At 46.4% G+C, this 25220-nt stretch carries 19 protein-coding genes; 12 read left to right on the forward strand and 7 right to left on the reverse strand.

The window, feature by feature from the left end:
• The first annotated feature begins 408 nt into the window (after positions 1 to 408).
• Positions 409 to 861 carry a MarR family winged helix-turn-helix transcriptional regulator gene (locus VCHENC03_RS15010; RefSeq protein ID WP_009705677.1) on the forward strand — a complete coding sequence of 151 codons (453 nt, stop codon included), beginning with the start codon at positions 409 to 411 and terminating at the stop codon, positions 859 to 861.
• Positions 862 to 889: 28 nt separating this feature from the next.
• Here VCHENC03_RS15010 and VCHENC03_RS15005 read toward each other — a convergent pair whose 3' ends face one another.
• Positions 890 to 1636, reverse strand: coding sequence for a FadR/GntR family transcriptional regulator (locus VCHENC03_RS15005; RefSeq protein ID WP_005437056.1), 747 nt, complete (start codon positions 1634 to 1636; stop codon positions 890 to 892).
• Positions 1637 to 1874: 238 nt separating this feature from the next.
• On the opposite strand from VCHENC03_RS15005, the gene VCHENC03_RS15000 reads away from it, so the two are divergent.
• The 3 genes from VCHENC03_RS15000 to VCHENC03_RS14990 all read left to right on the forward strand — a co-directional run bounded on the left by VCHENC03_RS15000 (position 1875) and on the right by VCHENC03_RS14990 (position 5369).
• Positions 1875 to 3122, forward strand: coding sequence for a M20 family metallo-hydrolase (locus VCHENC03_RS15000; protein ID WP_009705678.1), 1248 nt, complete (start codon positions 1875 to 1877; stop codon positions 3120 to 3122).
• A gap of 132 nt (positions 3123 to 3254) precedes the next feature.
• Complete coding sequence (locus tag VCHENC03_RS14995; RefSeq protein ID WP_005437061.1) at positions 3255 to 4646, forward strand: YfcC family protein; 1392 nt, start codon at positions 3255 to 3257, stop codon at positions 4644 to 4646.
• A gap of 21 nt (positions 4647 to 4667) precedes the next feature.
• The gene (locus tag VCHENC03_RS14990; protein ID WP_009705680.1) at positions 4668 to 5369 is read left to right on the forward strand and encodes a DUF1028 domain-containing protein; all 702 of its coding nucleotides are present in this window, start codon (positions 4668 to 4670) and stop codon (positions 5367 to 5369) included.
• A 97-nt stretch (positions 5370 to 5466) separates the two neighbouring features.
• Here the strand turns inward: VCHENC03_RS14990 and VCHENC03_RS14985 are convergent, their stop codons facing one another.
• Positions 5467 to 7611, reverse strand: coding sequence for a TonB-dependent receptor (locus tag VCHENC03_RS14985; protein WP_009705681.1), 2145 nt, complete (start codon positions 7609 to 7611; stop codon positions 5467 to 5469).
• A 142-nt stretch (positions 7612 to 7753) separates the two neighbouring features.
• On the opposite strand from VCHENC03_RS14985, the gene VCHENC03_RS14980 reads away from it, so the two are divergent.
• Genes VCHENC03_RS14980 through VCHENC03_RS14960 form a run of 5 tightly spaced genes read left to right on the forward strand, consistent with a single transcriptional unit; the run spans position 7754 to position 12305 of the window.
• On the forward strand, positions 7754 to 8713 hold the full coding sequence (locus VCHENC03_RS14980) for an ABC transporter substrate-binding protein (RefSeq protein ID WP_032802636.1): 960 nt from the start codon (positions 7754 to 7756) through the stop codon (positions 8711 to 8713).
• Positions 8697 to 9680, forward strand: a complete 984-nt coding sequence (locus VCHENC03_RS14975; protein WP_009705683.1) for a FecCD family ABC transporter permease — start codon at positions 8697 to 8699, stop codon at positions 9678 to 9680. The genes VCHENC03_RS14980 and VCHENC03_RS14975 overlap by 17 nt, the downstream gene beginning before the upstream one ends.
• On the forward strand, positions 9680 to 10642 hold the full coding sequence (locus VCHENC03_RS14970) for a FecCD family ABC transporter permease (RefSeq protein WP_009705684.1): 963 nt from the start codon (positions 9680 to 9682) through the stop codon (positions 10640 to 10642). The genes VCHENC03_RS14975 and VCHENC03_RS14970 overlap by 1 nt, the downstream gene beginning before the upstream one ends.
• Complete coding sequence (locus VCHENC03_RS14965; RefSeq protein ID WP_009705685.1) at positions 10642 to 11445, forward strand: ABC transporter ATP-binding protein; 804 nt, start codon at positions 10642 to 10644, stop codon at positions 11443 to 11445. The genes VCHENC03_RS14970 and VCHENC03_RS14965 overlap by 1 nt, the downstream gene beginning before the upstream one ends.
• Positions 11445 to 12305, forward strand: a complete 861-nt coding sequence (locus VCHENC03_RS14960) for a (2Fe-2S)-binding protein (protein ID WP_009705686.1) — start codon at positions 11445 to 11447, stop codon at positions 12303 to 12305. Before VCHENC03_RS14965 ends, VCHENC03_RS14960 begins: the two co-directional genes overlap by 1 nt.
• Before the next feature lie 66 nt (positions 12306 to 12371).
• Here VCHENC03_RS14960 and VCHENC03_RS14955 read toward each other — a convergent pair whose 3' ends face one another.
• The 4 genes from VCHENC03_RS14955 to VCHENC03_RS14940 form a co-directional block, all read right to left on the reverse strand.
• On the reverse strand, positions 12372 to 13328 hold the full coding sequence (locus VCHENC03_RS14955; RefSeq protein WP_032802639.1) for an AEC family transporter: 957 nt from the start codon (positions 13326 to 13328) through the stop codon (positions 12372 to 12374).
• A gap of 179 nt (positions 13329 to 13507) precedes the next feature.
• Entirely contained in the window at positions 13508 to 15124 is a 1617-nt protein-coding gene (locus VCHENC03_RS14950; protein ID WP_009705688.1) for a polysaccharide lyase 6 family protein, read from the reverse strand.
• 58 nt (positions 15125 to 15182) lie between these two features.
• Positions 15183 to 16970 (reverse strand): sodium:solute symporter family transporter, encoded by a 1788-nt coding sequence (locus VCHENC03_RS14945; RefSeq protein ID WP_009705689.1) that lies wholly within the window; start codon positions 16968 to 16970, stop codon positions 15183 to 15185.
• A 414-nt stretch (positions 16971 to 17384) separates the two neighbouring features.
• Positions 17385 to 19166 carry a sodium:solute symporter family transporter gene (locus tag VCHENC03_RS14940; RefSeq protein ID WP_009705690.1) on the reverse strand — a complete coding sequence of 594 codons (1782 nt, stop codon included), beginning with the start codon at positions 19164 to 19166 and terminating at the stop codon, positions 17385 to 17387.
• A gap of 1413 nt (positions 19167 to 20579) precedes the next feature.
• On the opposite strand from VCHENC03_RS14940, the gene VCHENC03_RS14935 reads away from it, so the two are divergent.
• From VCHENC03_RS14935 to VCHENC03_RS14925, 3 genes are all read left to right on the forward strand, one after another.
• A complete protein-coding gene (locus VCHENC03_RS14935) occupies positions 20580 to 21839 on the forward strand; it encodes an alginate lyase family protein (protein ID WP_032802640.1) in 1260 nt (419 codons plus the stop codon).
• A 71-nt stretch (positions 21840 to 21910) separates the two neighbouring features.
• On the forward strand, positions 21911 to 22627 hold the full coding sequence (locus tag VCHENC03_RS14930) for an oligogalacturonate-specific porin KdgM family protein (protein WP_009705693.1): 717 nt from the start codon (positions 21911 to 21913) through the stop codon (positions 22625 to 22627).
• Between the two features lie 152 nt (positions 22628 to 22779).
• Positions 22780 to 24228 carry a lytic transglycosylase F gene (locus VCHENC03_RS14925; protein ID WP_009705694.1) on the forward strand — a complete coding sequence of 483 codons (1449 nt, stop codon included), beginning with the start codon at positions 22780 to 22782 and terminating at the stop codon, positions 24226 to 24228.
• A 104-nt stretch (positions 24229 to 24332) separates the two neighbouring features.
• On the opposite strand, the gene VCHENC03_RS14920 is transcribed toward VCHENC03_RS14925, so the two are convergent.
• Positions 24333 to 25217, reverse strand: coding sequence for a DMT family transporter (locus VCHENC03_RS14920; RefSeq protein WP_009705695.1), 885 nt, complete (start codon positions 25215 to 25217; stop codon positions 24333 to 24335).
• Between the last annotated feature and the right edge of the window lie 3 nt (positions 25218 to 25220).

Here is a 25220-nt window from a genome sequence, read left to right on the forward strand (position 1 = left end):
CGATTAAAATTTCTGTTTGCACTAAAATTTTAGCTCCTCCTTGGAGGGGGGAGTCCATACATCGAACCGCGAGGGACGAGCATGATTCAGAATCTGCTCACCGAGTGCTGTGACTTGATGTGAAATATTGATTGAGAGCGTGTGGCAGTTAGATTCCTGATCTCTCCTAGGCTCGTCGGAATGACCGAGATTTGAGTGTTGAAAGAGATCCCCAACTCGCTCGTCCCTCGCTCTTGAGGATGACGGACGTAGGGTCTCTGAGGCTCATCAGAATGCTCGGAATATTGAATTGAGCATGTCACTCAACAACGCGTCATTCCCGAAAGCGACGAAGGAGCGCAGTCGGGAATCTCTTGTAAACGCAGTACTATCCAAATGAAAACAAAGCCGAAAGTAGAATAGGCAAGTATGAAAGAACAGAAGATTTCTCCGATATCCGTCTTGGATCAAAGCCCGATGTTTGTGTGCAGCGTGATGAACCGAACCTTCCGTAATCGTGCCCAAGCAGAGCTATCGCGTCAGGACTTGATGACGTTGGAAATGGCGAGTGCCTTGGCGGCGTTAGAAGAGTTTCAACCGATGAGTCAGCAAGAGTTGGCGGATGCGGTTCTAACGGAGCGAAGCGTCGCAAAACGTATGGTGGATAACTTAGAGAAACGAGGCTTTGTTAAAGTTTCTAAGAGCGAAACCAATCAGAGATTAAAGATTCTGACACTCACCAAAGAAGGGGTAGAAGCAGTACGCAAAGTGCACCGCATCATGACTAACCTCAAGCAAGATTTCTTTTCTTGTTTGACGGAAGAGGAATCCGACGAATTCTTCCGTTTGGTGCGGAAAATGACCTTAGCCAATCACGCTTAATTCTGCATTTCAAACGATGGCGAGCCAATTAGCTTTCTGTGAGGAAACGGTTCGCCACTTCAGCTTCTTGCTTCTTCATCAATTGATGCGCGGTCAGCATGTGTTGTTCCATCACTTGTTTGGCTTTTGAAGCGTCACCTTTACGCAATGCTTCCACCAGTGCACGTTGGCTTTGCACGCCCGTTTGCCACAGCTTGTGGTTCCCCGGTTCATACAATTTACGGTAAATCGTTAGCTCAGTAAGCATCTGCGCAGTGAAGCGAACCACAAACTTCAGCAGCTCGTTGCCAGAGTAACTGGCTAATAGGCTGTGAAACTCTATCGATGCAATGTGGTGTTCGCGCTCTTGATACACGTCTTCTGGTGGCGTTTGGTACTTATCGATTTGCTGATCGAGCGTGACAAGTTGTGCCTCGGTTAATGTACCTGCCAAAGAGGCAGCGATTTCTGGTTCAAGTGACAAGCGGATTTGGTACAGGTCAGAAATCGAAACATCTTTGAAGAACAGGTAGTTGCTTAGCAGTGCCTGAGCTTTGTTCTCGCTCATTTCGCTAACAAACACACCGCCTTTTGGTCCCGTCTTGGTCGAGAGAATGCCTTGTGCTTCAAGGATTCGCATGCTTTCTCGCACCGTGCTTTTGGAAGCATCAAAGGTTTCCATGACTTCGATTTCACTCGGCAGACGATCGCCGGGCTGCAAAGCTTGATCGACGATCCAAGTTTTGATCGACTCGGCCAGTTGTTGAGTTCTACGTCCTTTCGCGCTGCTTGCCACATTTTCCTCGCTGGGTTATCTCGCGGTATCTATTGAATTTTGAAGGAAATTCAAAGGATGTCACCTGTTTTCTACCTTTCATTTTCTGAAAAACGAACATGGTTTTAGTTATGAAACCATCCGATTATCGATCGAATCGCACTCACAAAAAAGTCTATTTATCATGATAAATGTCTTTCATTTGATATTTATCATGATAAATTAAAAATGAACATGGTTAGAAATAGAGCGATTCAAGATGGAAAAATTTGTAGAAACGGCCAGTCTAGCGTGGGAATGGTTGGAAGATATTGCTCAATGCAGCCAAACCAATGACCCAGATAGCGAAGGCGTGACGCGTTTGTGTGCCAGTGAAGAGCACGCAAAAGCGAATGAAAAGCTACGCGAGTGGATGTTGTTGTCTGGCATGGAAGTGCGCATGGATAACGCGGCTAACCTTATTGGTCGTTACCACAGTCCGAACCCAAATGCGCAGACGCTGATCTTTGGTTCTCACCAAGATACCGTGCCAAATGGTGGCAAGTACGATGGCATCTTAGGTGTCATCCTACCTATCGCTTTGGTCCATTATTTCCATCAGAAGAAATTCGAATTTCCTTTCCATATCGATGTGATTGCCTTCAGTGATGAAGAAGGCACACGATTCCAATCGACATTACTTGGTTCAAAAGCCATTGCCGGAACGTTTGACCCGAGTGTTTTGGATGCACGCGATGCTTACGGTATTACGATGCGTGAAGCACTGACTTCATTCGGTTGCCATCCTGAACTTATTGCGCAAGATGCTTACGACAAAGACAAGGTGTTGGGTTTTGTGGAACTCCACATTGAGCAAGGCCCGCAACTTGAGCAAGCGAATTTGCCTGTGGGTGTGGTTACGGCCATCACCGGTATCGAGCGCCATACTTTGTCGGTTTTGGGTAAAGCTGGTCACGCGGGTACAGTGCCAATGGACATGCGCCAAGATGCGCTAGTTGGGGCTGCGCAGGTCATCCATATGTTTGACCAACTGTGTAAACGTGAAGACGATCTTGTGGGTGTAGTGGGCAAAATTGCCAACTTCCCGAATGGTGTGAATGTGATTCCTCAGCAAACGGACATCACTATCGAACTGCGCTCGCCAAATGATGCTTCCCGTATTGCAGCACGACAAGAAATGCTGGCAAACATCGAAACCTTAATGACGCAGTACAACCTTGCGTATCGCCACGAGCAAACTTACGAGCAAGCGGCAGTTACTTGTTCTGATTCGCTCTCTTCGGCACTCACTCAGGCGATCTCGCTATCCAACATTGAAGCTAAGCACCTATTTAGTGGTGCAGGGCATGATGGTCTTGCGGTGTGTGAATTAACGGACATTGCGATGCTGTTTATGCGTTGTACGGATGGGGTTAGCCACCATCCAGATGAAGCGATTCTACAAAAAGATCTGATGGCCGCAGTCGAAGTGTTGAACCATTTCTGCATGCTGATGAAACATCAATAACACGCGAATAAAACAAGAGAGGGTGGGGATTCATCCTCTTTTTTACTTTTAAAACCAAGTGTTGGTTTTGCTTGCAAACGTGATTGCTCAAACGAGTGAGCTTTCATTCCTATACTAAGGAGAGATTTTGTTATGGATATGACAAAGAAGATGGAGACGACAGAGAAAAAGGCTTGGTACAAAAGCATGCCGGACCCAATGGTCCTGATCTTTATGATTTTAGTGGCGACTTACCTACTGACCTTTGTTGTGCCTGCGGGGGAATTCTCACGCGTTGTTGTCGATGGCCGAACCACGGTAGTGCCGAACTCATTTGCCTATCTGAATGACGTTCCAGCGGTGCATTTCTTTGATATTTTTGTCGCGATTCCGAAAGGTTTGATCAGTGCGGCGCCTTACTTGTTCATCGTATTTATTGCTGGTGGCTTGTTCCACATCTTGCAACGCACCGGAGCATTAGAGAACGCAATTGGTGTGGCGGTAAACAAAGCGGGTGTGAAGAACCGTAATCTGATCATCACCATCGGTACCTTCATTTACGGTTTCTTTGGCGTGGCGGTAGGCTTTGAGAACAACATCGCACTTGTTCCTGTCGCGGTTCTGATTTCTGCTGCGGTTGGTTACTCCAGCCTTGTCGGTACGGTAATGGCAGTGGGCGGCATCGGTGTGGGCTTTGCACTGTCACCAATCAACCCTTATACCGTAGGCGTGGCTCAAGGTATTGCAGAGCTGCCAACTTTCTCGGGCGCTTGGCTGCGTGCGGCGATGGTGATTTCCTCTTTGGCATTATTGTCTTACTACATCTGTACTCGCGTAGCGAAGATGGAGTTTAAAGAGCCAGATTCAGCAGAAGGCTTAAGCAAAGATCTATCGGAATACCATCTAGAGAAGAAAGACAAACTGACGCTGGGCGTATTCCTAGCTGGTCTTGGTGTGATGCTTTACGGTGTATTTGCCAATGGTTGGTACATCAACGAGATCGCAGGCCTGTTCTTATTGATGGCGATTGTGATCGGCGCAGTCAACGGCTTAAGCGCTAATGGCATTGTGAAGCAAATGATGGAAGGTGCATCAGGCGTAACCGCAGGCGCATTGGTCATTGGTGTTGCGGCATCGATTCAAATCATCCTCGACCAAGCACAAATCATCGACACCATCGTTAACGCGTTAAGCTCACTGATCCAAGATATGCCGATTGCTATCTCTGCGATTGTCGCGAGTGTGGTGCAAGGTGTGATCAACCTATTCGTACCATCGGGCTCTGGTCAGGCAATGGTGACCATGCCAATCCTAATTCCTGTAGCTGACCTTACTGGCATGAGCCGTCAGCTGATGATCACCGCATTCCAAGTGGGTGACGGTCTGACCAACCTTATCGTTCCGACTTCTGGTGGTACGCTAGCGATGTTGGCACTTGGTCGCGTGTCTTACGAGCAGTGGCTCAAAGCTATCATGCCATTCATGGCGTTCGTTTATGTTCTATGTTGGGTAGCCTTGTTTGTTGGACAAATGGTTGGTTACTAACGTCTTTTATATTGAGAATCTATGACGATTTCACTTATACACGTTAACCCAGAAACGGGGTTATCGGCTTCCATTACAGCCACTGGCGGCGTTGCCGTTGGTGGTTACGTAAACCACAGCTGGCGCGGGATTGGCGCCTGTGCAACCCAAGGTTTGTTTACTAACCCTTGGTATGCCGACAATGCCAAGCGATGGTTATCTCAAGGGCTTTGTTGCCATGATGTGGTTGAGCGTTTGAAAGAGGGCGATGCTGAATTTGCGAAGCGCCAATGCATGGTAATGGATAAACATGGCCACGCGGCGTTTATCAATGGTGAAGAGAATATCGCGCACGTGGGTTCTCTTGCTTTTCAAGATCTCGCCGTCGCAGGTAACATGCTAGAAAGTGATGCGGTTATTGAAGCTTTTGCGGATTCATTTATGGCTCAGACAATGCTGAATGCTGAGCAAGTGAGAGCAGGGGACAAACCTCAATATCGTGATAACTACGAAGCAAGGTTAGCGGAAGTGCTCATTACTGCACTAGAAGCCGCATTGGAAGCGGGTGGCGATAAACGCGGTACGTATTCCGCTTCGCTTCGTATTGAAAGCTACACGCAAGCACCGATTGATATTCGCGTTGATTGGTCTGATGACAGCTTGATTGAAGACATGAGAAAGGTACTGAGCCGCGTACAAGCGCCGAGCTTCCAAGAGTTTCTCAACGGATTGCCGAATCAATAAATCGACAGTTTTGCTGAGATTTGTTCAGAGACAAAAACAAAAAAAGCCGAACAGCGTATCACTGTTCGGCTTTTTCATATCTTAACGAGGTGAGGGATTAGTACTTCACTTCGTAGTTCAAGTGGAAGCGACGACCCGGTGCGTTGTAGTAACGTGAGTTGTTACGCTCTGATTGCGCGTACGCCGTCATGTAGTCTTCGTTGAATAGGTTTTCAACAGCGAAGCTTAACGTACCGAACGGAAGGTCGTAGTCCACACCAGCGTTTGCAACGAAGTAGCTGTCTACTGCGTATTTCGCGCCAGAAGTGATTTCATCTTCTTTATCACGGTTGCCTGAGTAAACCAGCGTCATGTTGTAGCGACCGAATTCGTAAGCGTCGTAACTGATAACAGACGTTACTTTCAATGGTGCGATACGCGTGCCGTCTAGTGGTTCCCAACCGCTGTCTTCGTTAAGTTTACGCTCACCTTCTTGCCAAGAGATCGTGCTGTCTGTACGAAGGTTAGCAAGAATGCTGTAACCAAGCGTTGCTTCCGCACCCCAAACTTTCTCTGGTGCACGAGTACTTTCTAGCGCATCGCCTGCTTCGTTTACGTTCAGCGTCGAACCTAGGTCAGATTCGCTGTAGAACGCTGCAAGAGAGTAGTCCGCTTCACCAAGGAAGCCGCGCACACCCACTTCGTAGTTGTCAGTAGTAATTGGCTTGATAGCACCTTCAACGGTCGAGCTGTTGCCAGAACGAATGTCACGTAGTGCTTCGTTCGTTGACATACCTTGCGCGAAAGATGCAAACAGCTGGTGGTTGTCGGTCAGATCGTGTGTCACACCAATGTTGAATAGGAACTCGTCAAAGTACGGATCTCCGCCTTGAACTTGATCACCTGCATTGTTGTGCGTGTTACCTACCGTGAAATCATCCACGCTTAGACGTACGTACTCGTAACGGATACCGTAAGAAAGAACCGTGTTATCGCTTACGTCAGTGATGAACTGTGCGAATGGTGCGATAGCAAACTGCTCTACATCCGGTGTGTTGTTGTAGAAACCGACGCTGTTTGGCTGTTTGAACGACTGTTGTTCAACGTCCATACCCCAAGTCACGAATGCCCAATCAATTTGGCTAGAGATGTTGGCTTTCACACCGAAACGATCAAAATCTGTCTCGTTGTGGCCGTATAGCGTTTGACCAAAGGTTGGAGAATTTGGGTTCTTGTCTTTCATCGCAAGCGTGAACGTCTCAGTGTCCTGAGTCATCCAGTAACCCGTTACGTCGAGCATACCTAGGCTAAAGCCCAGATCTTGGTAACGCGCTTGGTAGTTAGCGAACGTACGTGTCACGTCATTTGGTTTCGCGCCATCTTTGCCTGCTACGCCGTTGTTGTAACCTGGGCCACAGTGAACCGCTTCTGCAGGTTTGCCGTTAGCTGCATCGCCATTCGCTGCACACCAGCCGTCGTTGTCAGTAATGTTACGAACGCCAACAGTCAAAGTCAGTGAACGATCTTCGTCGATGTTACGGTTCCAAACGCCGTTTACGTTTAGGTTGTCCATGTCGTCTTCGTTGTTTACCGAAGGTAGGCGGTCACCGTTAGCATCGTAGCTGCCGCCACGTTGCTCGTAACCCAAACCTAAACGCCATTGATCTTTCTCATCACCGCCTGTCGCTTCTTGGTACACGTTCCAAGTGAACGCATCGCTACCAAACTCTTGGAAGCTTGTGCCAACTTTAGTGCGGTATTCTACTGCGCCTTCTTCTGGCATTTTGGTGATCACGTTGATGATACCGCCCTGTGCGCCAAGGCCGTAAACCGCAGAACCACCACGGATAACTTCGATACGCTCTACGTTTTGTGGATCAATGGCCGACAACTCTTGGCCGAAGTCTAGGAAGCTGTTGTTTTGTGCTACGCCGTCAATCAATAGTAGAACGCGACGACCACGGATTTGGTTTTGACCTTTGCTGCTCAGGTTACCGTGAACAGAAGTGCCCATACCCGGAACCAACGTTGAAAGCACATCGTTGATGCTGCGGCTTTGGTTTAACTGAGACTGAAGTTGTTCTTGATCGATAACGGTCACAGAGCGAGGAACGTCGTTAAGCAGCTGTTGAGAACGGCTTGCGGTAACAACCATTGTTTCCATTGCTTGGACTTCGTCGTTACTTTCTGCTGAAACGCCGAAAGATGAAAGAGTAATTGCACTTACCACTGCAATATTTAGCTTAGATAGTTTGAGTTTCATAACTTCCTGCAACTAAAAGTTGTCTTTTATAAACTTGTTAATAAATCGATTTAGCTAGCGATTATTGAGCACTTTGTAATTGCGTGGTAGTCTAGCACGCAAAGAAGTAATGTAAATATCAATAATTATCATTTGTCATTTAATGAGCAATTTTACTGCAGTCGTTATCATTTCAATAATTAGCCAAATGCTGTCTATTCAGCTTGCTTATGCAAGTGGATTAAACGCATCAGTTGTCGATGATTTAGACCATACGATATCGACGTCGAATGTGACCCATTTTCCGCGTGTTGCAAGTGTATCTACTTTTGGTGCAGAGCTAGTAATAGCAATGGGTGAGAAGCCTGTTGGTGTGTCCGATTACCCTGGTGGATTTCCTCCTTATCTTTCTGCTTTAAATGACGTGCCAAGTCTTGGTAATCGTTCAAGAACCAGCTTTGAAGCTTTGTACGATGTTAAACCAGATTTGGTCGTTGGTTTGGGGCGAATGTTAGAGCCTTACTATCAGCGCTTCGTCGAAATCGCACCGCCTCTCGGTTTTGATTTGATTACTTTAGAAGACAGTTTTTCTGCGGTAGAGCGTGCAAGCATGGCAATGGGTCGAGAAGAGCAAGGAAAGTCACTAAATATGTGCTTTCAGGCTTTTCTTGATGAAATGCAATCAAAGCTCGGTAATAGACAGTTTTCTGGTTTGTTTCTGACAAGTGCAGGCGTCACTCCGCGAGCATACTACTCACACTTTATGTCCGTCGCTCTTATGGAAAAATTGAATATCCAAAGTGCGAATGGTGATTCGCCGTACGCGACGAAAACGCCTTTTTCTGGACAGGTGGGTCTTGAGTGGTTGGTGAAACTCGATCCCGATGTGATTTTCATGTACCAGAACGCCGAGCCACAATTTACCGAATCGAAAATTTGGCAAAGCCTAAAAGCGGTGAAGAACAATCGAGTTTACTTGGTTGATATGACATGGCGAGAGCCAGAAGGGCCACTTTCACGAATTTGGGTTGCGATGGATATCGCCCACAAAGTGTATCCCGATCTTTTTCCTGCGCCTTCTGTTGAACGAGTTTATGAGGTGATCAATGGCTCATGCTCTTAGGATAACCAAACCAAGTGCGGTGATGGTTCGCAGTTTGGCGACGGCTTTGTTACTAGCTGTGGTTTATGCGTCTTTGTCGAGTGGCATTTACCATTTTGATGCACAGCAGATCATGGCGTTTTTGATTTCTGATTCAAGCAGCCAAGCATCTTTAGTGTTTTGGGAACTGCGTTTACCTCGTACCTTGATCGCACTCTTTGGTGGGGCGGCGTTGGCGGTATCCGGCTCGCTCATGCAAGACATCGTTCGCAACCCGTTAGCGTCTCCAAACCTGACCGGTGTGATGTCTGGCGCAGCGCTTAGCGTGTTGACGGCGACCATGTTTTTGCTGCCATTGCCAACGTTGTTTTGGGGGATAGTGGGTGGTTTGCTTGGCGGTGCCATTACCTTATCCATCAGTTGGAAACAGGGCGTCACACCAGCGCGTTTGGCGTTAGCTGGTATTTCTGTGAGTGCGTTTTGCCAAGCAGCGGTGACCTACATTCTGTTGTCAGATCGCGTAGACAGTGAGTCACTGTTTTTCTGGTTAACGGGCAGTAACGCAGGCGCGAATTGGTCGGTGTTTACGCCGCTTGTTTATACCGTCATTCCTGCGTTTATCTTGCTTGCGGTGACACATCGACAGCGTGGTTACTTACTGCTGGATGACACCGTTGCTCGTGGTTTAGGTATCGCGATTAACCGTTATAGATTGGCGTTTGGCTTTGTATCTGTCGTGCTTACTGCGGTTGCGGTTGGTGCATTTGGTCCTGTTGGTTTTGTTGGCCTTGTTGCTCCTCATCTCGCACGCATGATGGGATTGGGGCTTGGCGGTGCAGCTGTGATTGGTGCAGCACTCGTCACCGCAGCGGATCTCCTTTCTCGAACCCTGCTTATGCCGTTGGAAATTCCTATTGGCGTCATTACTGCGACTTTAGGTGCGCCTTGGTTTCTTATGTTGATTGTTCGTAAGCTGAGAGGGAATTAATGAAAACGCGTTTCTTATTCCCTTGCTTGGTATTGCTGGTGTTCGCTCCTGCATTGTTTATCGCTTCTAACCCAGAGCTTAGGCAAGCAGGCGAGCTGTTTATTACTCACGGTACTTATCACCCATTTTGGTCGCTAACCCTACCAAGGTTTTTGCTGGCAATAATGGCGGGTATGATGCTGGCAGTATCAGGCTTATTGCTGCAAACCACCCTCAAAAACCCGTTGGCAGATAGCGGTATTTTAGGTGTGAACGCTGGTGCTTCTCTTGGTGCCGTCTGTGCGATTTTGTTACCTGCTTGGTTTAATTGGAATATCACCACAGAAAGCGCGTTGCTGCTGTTTTCAATGGCGGGAGGTTTGCTCAGCGCGATTCCTGTTTTGATCGTGAGCCGAATCGGAAATACCAGTCTCACTCTACTCACAGGTGTGGCAATTACGGCGATTCTTGGCGCATTGAGTTCGGCGCTGATCTTCACTATTGGTCAGGGTAAAACCGACATCGCATTGCAATGGATGGCGGGTGGTATGTATGGCAGAGGTTGGGAGCAAGTAAGTTATCTTCTGCCTTGGTTCTTGGCCTGTTTAGCGTTCATTGTTTTGGTGTATTTGCCATTGAAATGGGTACGCTACGATGATGCGATTTTGCGTGGTATTGGTATTAACGGTGCTTTGCTGCGTTTGGGGATTCTGTTAGGCACGGTATTTATTACTGCGCCTGCCGTCTCAGCAGTTGGGCCGATTGGTTTTGTGGGATTGGTGATTCCGCACATTGCACGTTTGCTCAGTGCGAATGATCCTTTGCGAACCATGTTTACGACTTTGATTTTCGGCGCTGGCTTCCTCGCTCTTTCAGATGTTTTAGCCAAACACTTACTGTTCCCAACCGAAATTCCAGCGGGCGTGATTACCGCACTGCTTGGTGTGCCATTTTTCCTCTTCTTGTTAAGGAAACACTCATAATGACCCTATCTTCAAAAGGGCTTGAAGGGCAATCGCTCACCTCAGGCTACAACGATACGATGATCTTGAACGATGTGAACATCCGTCTTCAAGAAGGTAAGGTAACGGCGTTTATTGGCCCAAATGGGTGCGGTAAAAGTACGCTGATGAAGACCTTAACCGGTGCGATAAAAGCGAAAAAAGGCGACGTGACTTTTAAAGGTAAAGCGCTTAACCAATGGAAGCTTAAAGATCTCGCTAAGCACATTGCGATTCTGCCTCAACATCCTACGGCGCCAGAAGGTGTCTTGGTTGAGCAGCTTGTTGCGCTTGGTCGTGTTGCTCATCGCAAGTGGTATCAGGGCAACAGTGAGCGTGACCAAGAAGTGATTACTGAATCGCTTGCTTCTGTCGGGTTGGCTGGTTACGAAAAGCGTGTAGTGAGTACGTTGTCGGGCGGTGAGCGTCAGCGCGTATGGCTAGCGATGTGTTTGGCGCAAGAAGCTCAGTGGTTATTGCTGGATGAACCAACCAGTTATCTCGATTTAGGTCACCAACTCGAGTTACTTGAAGTGCTCGATAAGTTGAACAAGGAACGCAACTTAACCATCGTTTATGTTCTCCATGAGCTGAGCCAAGCTGCACAGTTCTGCGATGAACTGGTACTAATGAAAAAAGGTCAGATCTTAAAACAGGGAGCGCCTTTGGATGTGCTCACTGAATCGACCCTTGAATCGGTGTTTAAAGTGGAAGGAAAAATGGAAGTCATTGATGGCTACGTTTACTGTTTACCAAAAGCTTATGTTCGTGAGGAAGTGCGTTAATGGAAAGCCTGTTTAATCAGTTTCGTACTTTAGTGTCTTTGCCTGAGAATGTTAAAACGCTGAGTGTCAGCGAGCAGCAAGCCATCTTGAATCGACACGAACCTTTCTTCCGCTTACGTTTTGCTGAACAGCCGAAAGGCATTAAAGCCAGTGAATGGTTTGAGCGTGAGTTTCCTGCTGTTGTGCAAGATTACGCAGATTCTATTGAGGCGAAATTGCCATTTGCCGTGCCGATTTGGCAGAAAGTGTTCAACGCGATTTTGCTGACGTCGCTGGTCGGTCAACGTGTAGTGTTTGATCGCGTGTTGCAGTTAACACTCGATGATCTGTATCTGACGATTGGTGAAGACCATCGTGTCGCAAGCATTGAGGTGTCGAGTGCAACGCCTTTCTTTGCTCTTGAGAGTGGTAACGAAAATGCGATGCAAGTGGAATCGGAACAGGCCTTAGATGAGAAACTCGCGCAAGTTATTACGACGCTCTCTGAGCCATTGGTGCCGTTGTACAAAAAGCAGAAAGTTAGCCCGAAAGTGTTTTGGGGTAATGCCTTGTATGCGTGCGATTTGGCGTTTTCTAAACTTGCATATCAGCCATTAGCCAATGATATGGTAGAGCTAGACGTGCAAGCGGCATCAAAGTGGCAGCAAAACCTATTTAACGCGGTAACACCAAAAGGCGGTGAGTTAAACGCGGTAAAAAAGGTGACCTTTAATGGTTTTCAAAAGCTCTATGTGAGAAGAGAAACGTGCTGTCTGAAATACAAAATTGAAGGTAAAGAGAAGTGCTCAACCTGTAACTTGCACGATTCAGAAATCCAAGAAAACATCATGCGTAACAAGCTGCTTAGTGCTATCGCATAGTTTTGCCTGTACCGCTTGTTGATATCTCTTCTCTCATCGGCGATTTTCTAATTGAGAATCGCCGTTCTAAATCAAGCCATACGCTTTTAAAATCACAATCCCCACGGTACAAGTCACTGTTGAAAGCACAGTTGTCAAAGCAATGATGTTCGCTGCTAAGACGGAGTTTCCTCCCATCGAGCGTGCCATCACATAACTTGCTGCCGCCACAGGAGAGGCGTTCATAAAGAACAGAATGCCAAGCTCAATCCCTCTAAAGCCGACTAAATACGCGCCTGTGGTAATCACAATAGGGGCGACGATCAGTTTGTAGCTGCTAGCAAACCAAGACGGTCCTTTCTCTTTCTTCATCAAACTTAAATCGAGTGAGCCACCGGTACACAAGAGGGCAAGGGGAAGCGTCATCTTCGATAGATAGTTACCGGCATCAATTGCCACATCTGGAACAGGAATCGACAGAAGGTAGAACACCATGCCAGAGACAATCGCGATGATCAGTGGGTTGCGCGTTAAGGTTCTCACCATCATTTTGGCGGCTTGAGAGCCAGACGTTGCGCCTTTTGGAGACAAACAAATCACGGCTTGCACGTTATAGATAAAGGTGGTTACCGCAACATAAAGCGCAGCCAGAGCGACACCTTGTGAACCGTAAGCATTCGCCACATACGCAATGCCGATGATGCCCGTATTGGCGCGAAAGCCACCTTGGATTAAAACGCCTTGGTCGGGTGAAGATTTGAAGAACAGTTTGACGGAAACATAGGTGAAGATGAAAAACGCGATGCTGGCAATAATGCCGTAATTGACGAAGCCGCTAGCCGCAGAGAAATCGTGCTCGGAGACGACGATACTCAAGAACAACATCGCAGGTAGCGTGACCTGAAACACCAGTTTAGAACCGACTTCGATAAAGTTGTCGTTGATTAGCCCTATGCGTTTGAAGATAACGCCCAATACCAACATTAAGCAGATGGGGCCAGTGATCGACAACGAGAATTGCAACTGATGTAAAACAGCATCCATGAGTGTATCCGCAGCAAAAGAAAAGAGTTTTATAATTGTCATACAATTAAACCACAACTCAATCTTGGGAGACAGTAGGGTGGTGAAATTTTCTTCAGTTATTGTGGGGTTACTGGTGAAAGGAGAGGAAAACCAGTCTGGCTTGTATCACCAGACTGGAAGCAAACTCTAAAGCAGAATTACTTTTGAGCGTTTGAAAGGAGGTAATCAGGCCCTGCTGTTTCCGCCGTTACCACAGATAGCTTGCTCGTATCTGCACCAACGCCTTGGTATTGAGTAAAGCCTTTCACTTGTTCGCTTTTTGGTAGCTCTACCGAGTAAGAAGCGATTTGTTCTGCGTTAGTCACCGTGCCGATGTAAACTTCGTTGTTGTAGGTAGGATTCACCAGCGGCAACTCTTCTGTCGCGCGTACGCTGACGAATTGCTCTTGCTGGTGGTTATCAACCACGTTGCTGTCGAAGTGAACGTCCACGCCAGCGAAAATGTTCTTCACTTCACTGTTGTTGAACAGGCTCACACGGTGCGTTTGGTTGCCGTAGACAATGCCCCATTCCGTATCCACAAGGGTGTTGTTACGAATGGTGATGTTCTTTGGTGTCCATTGCTTGTTGAGCTCTTTGCCTTTCACTGCTTGGTCTAGCTTCTCGCCGTTTGCTACATCAATTATGCCGGTATTGATCACGATGCCGCCGCGTAGATCCGCATTGCCTTCAATCTTGCCATCACGACCGCGTGTGCCAGTGATGTAGTTGTTCTCAATCACGTGGTCTTCATCGTAAATACGCATACCGCCAGTCAGCAGTTTTTCATTACCTAGAATCACGTTGTCTTTCACCACGTTCGCTTTACCGTGACGAAGAGAAATCAGAGAGGCACTTTCAAAGATGGTGTTGCCAGAGATTTCATTGCCGCCTGACTTAATCGAAATCAGCTCGCGCTCACCATCCATATCAATCATCAGGTTGTTGGTGAACTTAGAGTTTGATGCCCATTGAGAAGATTTAGAGTCACCAATTCGAATCGCTTCCCAGCTGTTGCCGTTGTAGCGAATCGCTTCTTTGATATCGAATTCATTGAACTGGTTTGGTTTTTGGTCCAAGAAAATGTTGTTAGCAATAAGGTGGTTATCTGGTGTGTCGTCTTTTTGTACGCCAATTAAGGTGCCGCGCTTTTGCTTACCTTCAAAACGGTTATTGATCACCTTGCCATCTTTACCCCAAAGTGAAACCCACAAGTATTTCGGGTATTCAGAGCGACGTTCGTCCGGTTGGTATTCGTAAGCGTGGTTGAAGTAGTAGAACGTAGAGTTTTGCAAAGTGTTGTTGTTACCCATCATACGCACGCCGCCGAAACGTTCAGCAGGGCCGCCTTCGGTAAACACCAAACCGTCGACAGTGATGTTGTTACCTTCAAGGCGAAGCTGAGCCAAACCCGTTAGCCAAACGCTGCCAGGTTGCTCCGCCTTGATGGTAATGTCGTTGGCTTTCACCGTGACGATATCAAGATCCGCGTATTTACCCGCAGGAATCGTGATTGTTGTACCGTCCTCGGCATTCTCCATCTGTTGTTTCAATGCTTGCACAGCGTCTGCTGATTGCGCTTCAAGTACGCTGCCATCCACTGTGTTTAAGCGATCCGTAGCAAGCAAGTAATCGCGAGTGATGTCATTCACTGCGGTTTCAACAACAGCGGGAGCCGCAGCTTCCGTAGTTTGAGAAGGTGAAGTGTTACAACCTACTAGGGTTAGGGCAGAAATGGACGCGGCAACCACGCCAGCAAGCATTGTTTTTTTCATAATGTATCTCTTTGTAGAAGCACAAAAAGCGGTTGAATACTCAACCGCTTGTTTCTCGTTATGAGTTCTCCGTTATCGGAGCCCCCTCAGAAGCGCGCTCTGCGTTGCCATCGACTGCTCTCATCAGCGCCACGCCGACGCCAAGAACAATCACACCACAGAACACGAAAATCATGCGTCCCCAGAATGGGTTAGGCAGTAAGAACATCGCCATCACACCCACACCAGACACCGCAATCAACGAACCCAACATTTGGCGTTGTTTGTTATCCAGTTTTTTCTGTTCCGTTGAGTCAGAAACCAACGGTGTTGCTAAGTTATTGAAGAAGCGGTCAACGTCTTGTTGGCGTTTCTCTTCAAGCGGTTTGTAGAACAGTGTCGACAGAGCAAAGAAGCCTGCGGTAAACACCAAGTGACCAATCAAACCAACCGCAACTTTTAGATCTGACCATTCACGACCTGTTAGAGGCTGAAGATCAAACCAGTTTTGAATCATTTCCGGTGTGATGACAAAACCAACCGTGTAAGACACGATGCCACCTACCACCAATGTGCCCCAGCCAGCCCAGTCCGGTGTTCTCTTGATGAAGAAGCCACAGAACGCAGGAATCGTCATTGGGAAACCAATCAACGCGCCAACGTACATCATGGTGTCGAACAGGCTCAGACCTTTTAGCGAGTTGATGAACAGAGCAATCAAGATGATCGCGATGCCGAAGAAGGTAGAGGTGATTTTCGATACGATCATCAACTCTTTTTCTGTCGCGTTCGGACGCAGAATCGGCAAGTAGAAGTTCATCACGAAGATGCCTGAGTTACGGTTCAAACCTGAGTCCATTGACGACATCGTCGCTGCAAACATCGCTGAAATCAGCAGACCTACCATGCCCGCTGGCATGTATTGCTCAACAAAGTACAAGTAAGCAAAATCACCTGCTTTAGAGCCCGCTTCTGGGTAATGCGCTGATAGGTCAACACCTTGGCTTGCAATGAACCAAGAAGGGGTAAACCAAATCAATACGCCCACCGTCATTAGTACACACGCTAGTAGTGCAGCTTTCTTTGCGTTCTTAGAGTCTTTTGCCGCTAGGTAACGGTGACAGTTCAACATGTTGTTGTTGATAGAGAACTGCTTTAAGAAAATGAACACTGCCCAGATACCAAAAATACTGAGGTAGTTCAGGTTGTTACCGGTTACGAAAGACCCGTTTTCTTGAACAGGGAAGTTCGCAATGATTTCTGTAATACCGCCGCCTTTTACTACCGCAACCACAGCACACGTCACCGTTACTGCCATGATGATGACCATCTGCATAAAGTCAGATGCGATAACCGCCCAAGAGCCGCCCGTTACGGACATTATCAGTACAACTAAGCCCGTGATCCAAATGGTGGTTGTCATATCGAAGCCGAAAATGCCCGATGCAATGATCGCCAAGCCATTCAACCAGATACCCGCAGAAATCACGCTGCTTGGCATGCCAGACCAAGTGAATACTTGCTCGTTAAAGCGACCAAAGCGCATGCGAATCGCATCGATCGGCGTGATAACGCGCAGCTGGCGGAATTTCGGTGCGAAGTACAGGTAGTTCATCAAGTAACCGAACGCATTCGCTAAGAAGATAGTCGCTACAGCGAAACCATCGGTGTACGCTTTACCGGCCGCACCAGTAAAGGTCCAAGCACTGAACTGGGTCATAAACGCCGTTGCGCCTACCATCCACCACAGCATGTTGCCGCCCCCGCGGAAGTAGTCACTGGTGGTGCTTGTAAATGTTCTAAACATCCAGCCTATCGCAATGAGGAATAGGAAATAGATGCCAACAATCAGGGTATTGAGTTCCATTTTTCGACCTTCTCATAGTCATTGATTTCTGCCGGATATATTATCCGTTCGATTATTTATTTGTACTACAATAATTCAATTGTGTGATGAAGTGATTAATACTGGAAATCTGCTTGACCCAGTACATTCTTCTACTTCTATCTACACAAACTGATGGTTGTGAACTTAAAATATATTATTCAATAACTTATGATGAGTTTTGTCAGTATGGAACCCCGTTAATTACATTCGCTTATCGTTTCAACAAGAAACTTTGGTTATACATTTCGCTTATTTTGTATGATTATTTCTTTGTTAAATTCGCTGGTTATTTAATGTCTCAACCGCAACGGACTTAACAAAAAAGTAAACAAATAGACCTGAGTGATAAGGGAAGAATGAAGCGGCTGTGTACAACCGCTTCATAAGGTAGATTTAGCTTTCGGTTACTGCTTGTTGGGTTTGAGTACCGTTGTCGTCAACCGCTTTAACAAGTAGTAGACCAACGCCACCAACAATGGCACCACACAAGATGAAGACTAAGCGTCCCCACATTGGGTTTGGCAGTAGCGCCATCAGCATTACGCCTACACCAGCGACTGCGATGAGTTTGCCAAGCATTTGACGTTGCTTGTTATCCAGAATTTTCTGCTCTGTAGATTCAGCAACAAGTGGTGTTGATAGGTTGTCGAAGAACTTATCTACGTCTGCCTGACGTTTCTCAGTTAGAGGCTTGTAGAACAGCGTTGATAGAACGAAGAAGCCACCCGTTAGCGTAATGTGGCCAACTAGACCAATCGCGACTTTAATGTCTGACCATTCACGGCCAGTAAGCTGCTCAAGACCGAATGCTGAAGAAACCATGTCAGCAGTGATAACGAAACCAACAACGTAAGAGACAAGACCACCGACAATCAGCGTGCCCCAACCAGCCCAGTCTGGCGTTTTCTTAATAAAGAAGCCAAGGAATGCAGGGATGGTCATTGGGAAGCCGATCAAGGCACCAACGTACATCATGGTGTCGAACAGGCTCAGGCCTTTTAGTGAGTTGATGAACTGCGCAACCAGGATGATGGCAATACCAAATACCGTTGAGGTAATTTTCGATACCGTTACTAGCTCTTTCTCTGATGCTTGGCCACGGCGAATCACTGGTTCGTAGAAGTTTTTAACGAAGATACCAGAGTTGCGGTTTAGACCTGAGTCCATTGAAGACATGGTCGCGGCAAACATTGCTGCTACGAGAAGGCCAACCATACCCGCTGGCATGTACTCTTGTACGAAGTAAAGGTAAGCGAAGTCGCCTGCTTTGCTGCCTGCATCTGGGTAAGCGGCTGATAGGTCTACGCCTTGACCCGCAATGTACCAAGAAGGCATGAACCAAATGAATACACCGCCTAGCATTAGAACACACGCTAGCAATGCCGCTTTCTTCGCATTTTTCGAGTCTTTTGCTGCAAGGTAGCGGTAAGAGTTCAACATGTTGTTGGTAATAGAGAACTGCTTAACAAAGATGAAGAACGCCCAAATGCTAAAGATGCTTAGGTAGTTCAGGTTGTTACCAGAGACGAAAGAACCACCTTCTTCGACAGGGAAGTTACTGATGACTTCAGTAATGCCGCCGCCTTGAACGATCGCAACAACTGCACAAGTTACTGTTACCGCCATGATGATCACCATCTGCATGAAGTCAGACGCGATAACTGCCCAAGAGCCACCCGTCACTGACATCATCAGTACCACCAAACCGGTAATCCAGATGGTTGCTGTCATATCAAAGCCGAAAATACCAGAAGCGATGATCGCCAGTGCATTCAACCAAACACCAGCAGATACCACACTGTTTGGCATGGAAGACCAAGTAAAGACTTGTTCGTTCGTGGTGCCGAAACGCATACGAATCGCTTCAATTACCGTTACTACACGTAGCTGGCGGAACTTTGGTGCGAAATACGCAAAGTTCATGAAGTAACCGAATGCGTTTGCTAGGAAGATAACCGCAACCGCGAAGCCATCGTTATAAGCTTTACCAGCAGCACCAGTAAACGTCCATGCAGAAAACTGCGTCATGAAGGCCGTTGCACCAACCATCCACCAAAGCATGTTGCCGCCGCCTCGGAAATAGTCACTAGTCGTATTGGTAAACGTTCTGAACATCCAACCTATTGCAATTAAGAATAGAAAGTAGATGCCTACAATAAGGGTATTGAGTTCCATCTTTAGACCTTTTGATCGTTATTTAATGTCTTGAGGCAATACTAACTATCAGTTTGCTTATTTGTAGTACAATAACTCAAAAGCGTGACGAATGATCCGGAATGGGTCATTTCAATAATCATACAAGTGATCGTGATCGGATATTGACATTGCACTCAAAAGGGGAAGGGTGCACCAAGTCAATATCACGACAAGTTATCAATGCCTTTGGCGTGCACTCGATTGGTTCAATAGCATTTATAGCCTTAGATAATAAGGGTTATAACGGCGTAAGAAGGTGTGAAGTATTGTCAGATTTGTATGACTATTGCAGGTAAAAAAACGCCCACGACATGCCTGTAATGCGTGGGCGAAAAACGGTATTAATACCGTCTGAGCCAAGGGCTCTGTTGGATTGCAATAGAACAGTGAAACGAGGTTCTGGATGTAGCTGAAAGATACTCGAGGGGTATATCTCTCATCGCTGCTAAGCACGTTACGCTGTAAGATCTTCGACAATCATTGCAAAGTTCAACAAAGCTAGGCTCTGTAAAGTGTTGTTATGATATGGGAGCAACTATACCAATCGACACAAGTCATCATCCTCGTCTGATCGATCTCGGCGCTTTACTTATGCCGATTGGTATTAAACATTTCCCACTTAAGTAACTACTCCTAAAAACTCAATTAGTCATAACCAGTTAAGCGTTTTCCTTGGCTTGCTACCTATTGATAGCGAAACCAGGCTGTTGATTTTTCTCTATAACTGTCTGTTACAAAAGACAAACTGCTACAGCCACTTAAGTCCAATGAGAACCACAACCGTTGGAAGCAACAACAAGCTGCTTAGAACCATCAAGACTTGAGCAACAGCGAGTAAGGATGACAAAACAGTATTCTTCAATGTTGAAAGTTTCACTGGTCGCATCCATCTTGTTCGCTGTACTTTGCTTCTATTCGCTATTTCTTCTACTTACTTATTTCTTCTATCCACTTATGTCTCAGCCTGACATAAGTGGCCTCTGCTTATATAGCCTCGGCCTTTCTCATTTCATCTCTATAACCAAGCGATGCTTAACCTGTTATTGGACTTTATATAGAAAAGGACAGAGCGAAAAAGTGCGCGTCAATAGCAATTTGATGTTCTGTGTCTCAAAAACTTGAAATGATTATATTGTATGACAAATAAAAATGAACTCATTTGGTGCAAAAATATGCGGTAGAGCACATTTTCAGCCTAAATATTAAGACAATTCATGAGTCGTAAGTATCGGTAATATATTTAATATCAATAAGTTAATGTCAAATTTAGTGGTTGTAACAAAGTTTGATAGCGTGGATAAATCATACAATTAGATCTAATTCACAGAACGCTCAACATCGGCTGGGTACTATATTTGTAGTATTTTAATTCAAGATATAAGGCCGATAATAATGAAACCCCTACGACCTCTACATCTAGCAACCTGCCTCAGCGCCATTCTTTTCAGTGCTAACACTCTTGCTGCAGACTTTGTGTTCCTTGATGAAGCAACGCTTGAACAAAACCGCGCTGTTTTACAGTCAGATAAAGCGAGCGATTCAATGAAAGACGCGTACGACCGTCTGATTGAAGAAGCAGAACTGGCGATGAAAGATGGCCCGTTTACGGTAACGGCGAAAGGTATGACGCCACCAAGCGGTAGCAAAAACGATTACATGAGCATCAGCCCGTACTGGTGGCCAGATGAATCGAAAGAAGATGGCCTTCCTTGGGTTCGTCACGATGGCAAAACCAACCCTGCATCGAAAACAGCTGAAACAGATTCTAAACGTATTGGTCACTTCACTCGTTCTGTTCGCGCATTGGCATTGGCTTATTACTTTAGTCAAGACGAGAAATACGCAAAACAAGGTATCGAATACGTTCGTACTTGGTTCATGAATGATGAAACTAAGATGAACCCGAACGTGAATTACGGTCAGGGTGTACCTGGTCGAGCAGAAGGTCGTCGTGGCGGCATTATCGATACGCGTACTCTAGCAGACCGCATGCTGGATTCGATCGCCATCCTTTCGCTTTCTCCTGCTTGGACGGATAAAGACGAACAGCAAATTACACAATGGTACGGCGAATACCTAGATTGGTTGATTGTTGACGATCTATCAGGTGGCCCGAAAGGCGAAGCTGCTGCGGCAAACAACCACGGCACTTGGTATGACTTCCAAGTCGCCAGTATTGCTTACTTCTTAGGTAATGAGCCTCTCGCAAAACAGATGGTTCAAAAAGGCAAGATGCGCGTAGACACTCAGTTTGAAAAAGACGGCTCTCAGCCTCATGAAATCGAACGTACTCGCGCATACCACTACCACTACTTCAGCTTAGATCCATTGGTCGGCATCGCTCAAATCGGTGACAAAGTGGGCATCGACCTATGGCACTACCAAAACAAGAAAGGTGGCTCATTAGCGCAAGGTATTCAGCTAATGGCGACTTATCAAGATCCTGCGTCTGACTGGCCATACACCGCGAAAGACAATCCACGCCGCGTAGAGCGCATGACACCGATTTACCTAAAAGCAGGTGTGGCGATGGAGAAACCTGAGTGGGTGAAACTGGCAACCGAAACTGACTTTAGCCGCTTCACAGTGAAGAAGAACTTGGCAGAAGTTTGGGCTCAGCGCGATATCGAATTGCTTTACCCAAAACAATAAAACCCTAAAAAGGGCGGCGTGTATGCGCGTCGCCACTTTGAAATACAATTTATTTACAGTGGAACATTACTATGACTTCTAAAAAACAAATTGCTTTAGCGATCGCGACAACCCTTTTTGCAGGTAGCATTTCAGCCGCGTCTCTAGACTTCCGTGAAGAATACAAACACGATTCAGAGCAGTGGGCAGGTCGTATCAAAATTGGTGGCAGCACAGGTAACCATTACTACGGCGTAGAGATGAAGCACGCTGGTAACTTGAGCGAGCTTCAGCGTGGTGATAGCGAATTCGAATACGGCTACCACTTCAAATTTGATAACAACTGGCGTGTAACCACATCGATGCCAATTACCTTTGGTGATGAAGCCGTAACGTACAAACCTCAGGTTCGTGTTCAATACAAATTCGATTCTGGTATCACAACCAAGCTTCGCTACCGTCACGAGTTCCGCAACTACGCATCTGGTAAAACATCAACAGGTCTAGACGGCAAACAACACGATTCACTTAACGCGAGTAAAATCACGGGTAACATCGATTACAACTGGAACGCTTGGCAATTTGGTTTTGAAGCAAACTACAAAGAAGACTTCTTCAGCGATGAGTGGAAGCTAGGAAACCGCGACGGCAAGTACGAATGGGACTACAACTTTAAACTAGGCTACAAAGAGAAAGGTTGGGATTGGCGTCCATACGTAGAATTCGGTAACGTTCAATGTAACAGCTCTTGTGATGACAGCTCATCACGTCAGCTACGTAGCCGTGTTGGTGTGACGTACAGCTTCTAATCCAAGCCTGTATAAATTAAGAGTCTGTCCAATAGCCCGCCCCCGAAGCGGGCTATTTTTATTTTCGAACAAGCCCAGGCTCAGACCTAAGACATGCCAGTGAGCTTTTATTGCTAAAATTATCATTAATGATTTAGCGAACGGATAAGCTCATGGTGGGAAAAATACTTTGCATCGTCCTGTTTCTCTGGTCTTTCTCTCATACCAGTGTCGCATTGGAACTCTCTCCTTTAAAGTCTGACCCCTACGTGGGGGACTTAGATACCCTGAAGGAAAAGAAAGCCGTTCGTATTTTGGTGTCTGCTGATCTGGGTTTTTACTACATCCAAAATGGTAAGCCAAAAGGCATTATCTCTGAGCTTATTTATGAATTTGAACGCTATTTAAGGAAGAACAAAAAGGCTATCAACATTCAGGTTATTCCGGTCGCAAGAAACGAACTCATCCCCAAACTGATTGCTGGTTATGGTGACGTCATAGTTGCGAATCTAACCATTACCAATGAGCGCAAAGAGCTGATTGCGTTTAGCGATCCGGTGCGAGAAAACGTCTCAGAAATCATTGTGACCAACACCCGATACTCGGACATTAAAACGGTGGATGATTTGAGTGGACTGGATGTTTGGGTGAGAGAAAGCTCGAGTTACCATAAGAGCTTAACCAAGGTAAATAACTACTTCACGATACAAAACAAACCGCTGATTAATATCTTGTTTCTTGATGAGATCATGCAAGATTATGAGGTTCTGGAAATGGTCAGTGCGGGCATTATCGATATCACCGTACTCGACCGCCACAAGACGGGGATGTGGGGGAATATCTTTCCGGGCGTGGCGTTCCACAATCAAATCACCATCAGAGAAAATGCACAAATTGGCTGGGGAATACGACAAGATTCGCCTCAGTTAGAAGAGGCGGTGAACAAGTTCATCAAGGAAGTTCGGATAGGAACTTTGTTCGGCAATGTGGTCAATGAAAGGTATCTCGAAAACGACAAGTGGTTGAGAAAGTTCCTTAACCGAGACAATGCAGTTCGTTCTAAAGAATTGTTAGATATCTTCTACGCGTATTCTCAGGAGTATCAATTCAACCATTTACTAATGCTGGCTCAGGGCTTTCAAGAATCCGGATTGAACCAAAACGTCATTTCTCACAAAGGGGCGGTGGGCATCATGCAGATCTTGCCGACTACGGCGAGAGACAGAGCCATCAACATTTCTAATATCTACGAGAAAGAACCCAATATTCACGCTGGTTTGAAGTACATGCATTATCTTCGAAAGTACTTCTTTAACGATGAAAACATCAGCGAAAACGACATCATTTACTTCTGTCTTGCAGCCTACAATGCAGGGCCGGGTAACATGAGGAAGATGAGGAGAATCGCCAAAGAAAAAGGGTATGATCCCAATGTTTGGTTCGGCAATGTGGAAGTGGTAACGCGGCAATACATTGGACTTGAGCCGATACGCTATGTCAGCAACATTAACCATTACTTTATTGCCTACAAGCTGCTAGAACGACTCAACAATCGTCGTAGCGAACTCGAACCTTACCTTCATCCGCCATACAAACTCGAAACCATTAAGCTCTATTACTAACGAGGTAGTGGTCATCGGCAAAGACATTCGCAAGATAGCTTAAGCACAATAAAAAAGAGGAGCGCTGTGCTCCTCTTGAGTATTTATTGCATTGCTTGAGACGATTAAGACACTTCTTGCGCAGTTTCTATTCGACGCTTGTTACCCAATAAACGCTGCCAATTAAGCGGCATCATCGGCAATACAATGAGGATGATCCCGAGCGCGGTAAATAGGTCAGGTATTTCATCAAACCACATCACACCAAACAATGTCACAAATGCCAGCCCAGAATACTCTGCCAGTGCAATCTGGCTCGCCGGAGCACGCTTAAACGCTTTGACCACCAAGGCATGGTAGGCAAGTACAAACAAGTTAATCGCGACAATCCACATCAGGTGTTGCCATGTAATGGCTTGCCATTGAGGGTAGGCGAGCAATAAAGCGACTGGTAATGTCATTAACGTTGTCCAAAACAAGGTGCACACCAAAGGCTGCTCTTGTGGCATCCGGCGAATAAGAATGTTGCCCACTCCGATGGCAAGCGCGCTGCCTAGAGCAATGATCGCAGCCCAATGGAAATGTTCGGGACGAAGCACAATTAAGACGCCACCAAAACCAATCAAAGTACCGAAAATCTTGCTTTTGGAGGGTTTTTCTTTAAGGAAGATAACCGACAGCGGCAGCACCAATAGTGGACCGACATAGAAAATCGCATTCGCTGTCGCCAATGGCAGATGGGTGATTGCTACCATAGCGCTTGCACTGCCTATCAGAATCAATTGCGCACGCCAGAAGGTGATCCAATCGCATCCCATTTGACGTTCTCGTTTATCCAAACGAAGCCAAAGAGGCAACAGCAACACCAGACTGATTAATTGGCGAATAAAGACGTATTGAAAAGTGGGTACTTCGCCATTGAGCATTTTGAGGGAAACGTCAGAAAGAGACGCAACCAAGTTCGCCGCCACCAAAAGGAAGATGGCGCTAGAGACATCAGATTTTTTCATATT

Origin of the sequence: Vibrio sp. HENC-03 (assembly GCF_000305755.2) — a bacterium.
Taxonomy (GTDB): domain Bacteria; phylum Pseudomonadota; class Gammaproteobacteria; order Enterobacterales; family Vibrionaceae; genus Vibrio; species Vibrio owensii.